This window comes from uncultured Brachyspira sp. (assembly GCF_910578695.1).
Classification (GTDB): domain Bacteria; phylum Spirochaetota; class Brachyspiria; order Brachyspirales; family Brachyspiraceae; genus Brachyspira.
The window spans coordinates 1-2175 of record NZ_CAJTQJ010000076.1; the positions used below are offsets into that span (position 1 = coordinate 1).

Here is a 2175-nt window from a genome sequence, read left to right on the forward strand (position 1 = left end):
CTGTATACAGTCTACAGTCTACAGTCTACAGTCTACAGTCTACAGTCTACAGTCTTAAAAATTTATACTTTATATTTAATGCCTCTTCTTTCGGTATTGCATCAGTTTTTTATTTTAATGACAAGATGCATCATTTTATTATATAAATTAATCAATCATATTTGCGGGGGAGATTATTTCTCCTTCAAAAAAAACAAAAAAATCAAAAAGGATAATATAATTAAAAAATTAATCTTATATGCTTTTATGCTATTTGTATTTAGTGTATCAGTATTTGAAGCAAGCAGAAAAATAATAGGAGGTTTATATGAAAATATATGAATTTTTTTTTAGTCCTACAGGCGGAACCAAAAAAGCTGCTGATGTAATAGCTTCAGAAATTAGTTTAAATAATAATAGCAGTATAGAAAAAGCCGATTTAACTGATTATAATACAGATTTTTCGAGTGTTGAAATATGTAAAGATGATATCGCTATTCTTGCAGTTCCGTCTTATGCAGGCAGAGTTCCAGAAACAGCACAGGAACGTATATCTCAAATAAAAGGTAATAGAGCTAATGCTATTATTATATGTGTTTATGGTAATAGAGAATATGAAGATGCTTTAATTGAACTTTATGATATAGCAAAAGAATCCAATTTTAAAGTTACTTCCGCTATAGCTGCGGTTGCTAAACATTCTATAGCTTATAAATATGCTTCTAATAGGCAAGATGAAAATGATGTAAAAAAGCTTAAAGAATTTGCAAGTAAAATAATAAATGCTTCTGACTTTTTAGATGAACATAAATTAAAAGGCAATCGTCCATATAGAAAGATGAGTAAAACATCATTAGTACCAAAAACTAAAAACAAATGCACTAACTGTAAGCTATGTGCTAAGAAATGCCCAGTTCAAGCAATAGATATTAATAATCCTAAAATAATTGATAAGAATAAATGCATATCTTGTATGAGATGCGTTTCAATATGCAATTATTCAGCTAAAAGTATTAATAAGATTATGTTAGCTTTGATACATTTTGCTTTGAAAAAATCATGTTCTAAAGCAAAAGATTATGAATTTTATATTAATTAATTATATAATTATACTGCTGTAAAATAATATAAATATTGTAAAGTATATCTATAATTATTTATTTTTAAAGATACATATATATTACTTCGCTTTAGTTTTACAGTAAATACAATTATAACTATTGCTAATATTATAAATATAAATGCAAGCATTTACTTGGCTTATTCATTAAATCTCTGCTGTTTTTATCATAAAATAATTCTTTTTTCAATAATAATAAGTTCTAAAATAATAAGTTCTAATATTAAATTTTAGAGTCTGCACTCTTTTATTTTTTGCTTTACTAATAATTTTGACTATCTTTTTTTTGATTTGCATTATATTGCTGCATAGGTATTACTTTTAGTTTATCTGTAGTAATTTAAATTATTGCCAAAGGCACGCTTTGCGGGACGAAGGCGAGCATAACAATAATAAAAAAATTTTCTCTTTACTTTTTATTTTTTCACTGTAAAATATACTTATGATTAAGAAATATTTTAATGTTTTAAATGATTATTTTATCAGATATCTTTTTGCTAAAGAAGGACATGAGGATATACTAAAAGACCTCATCAATTCGGTAAGAATAGATTCTAATCAAGAGCCCTTTGAATATATCGAAGTGCTTAATGCTTCGCCAAAGGCGGGCAGTCGCCTTAATCTGAAAGAAAATATTTTAGATAAAGAATCGATAGCACCGAAGGTGGGCAGATGCCTGTATGTCAAAGCTAGAACAAAATCTGGCGAAACTATAATTATAGAAATACAAAGAATAGGCAATCAGTCATTTATATATAGAAGTTTGTACTATTGGGCTAAAAGCTATTATACAAATCTGAAGTCTAAAGATATATATTCGGACTTGACTCCTGTTATAAGCATTAATATTTTAGATTTTAATTTAATAAAAGACTCAGATAAACCACATAGCTGCTATTTCATCAAAGAGCTGGAAACCAATCATATATTAACTAATCATTTGGAGATACATTTTTTAGAATTGAAGAAGTTTAATAATAACAATAATAATTTATATGAGGGTTTATCAGATTGGTTTAGATTTTTAAATTCAAAAGATAAGTTGGAGGATACTATGGAAGTTTTAGTAAAGAAAA

General features: G+C 26.6%; 2 protein-coding genes. Both read left to right on the forward strand.

What is annotated here, in order from left to right; all coding sequences use genetic code 11:
- Nucleotides 1–307 precede the first annotated feature (307 nt).
- A complete protein-coding gene (locus QZ288_RS11705) occupies nucleotides 308–1078 on the forward strand; it encodes an EFR1 family ferrodoxin (RefSeq protein ID WP_295159069.1) in 771 nt (256 codons plus the stop codon).
- 463 nt (nucleotides 1079–1541) lie between these two features.
- A partial coding sequence (locus tag QZ288_RS11710) for an Rpn family recombination-promoting nuclease/putative transposase (protein ID WP_295159070.1) occupies nucleotides 1542–2175 on the forward strand: 634 nt, incomplete at its 3' end.

Bases quoted from the DNA above. Each gene is read 5' to 3' on its own strand.
- QZ288_RS11705 (WP_295159069.1), top strand. From the start codon at position 308: ATGAAAATATATGAATTTTTTTTTAGTCCTACAGGCGGAACCAAAAAA.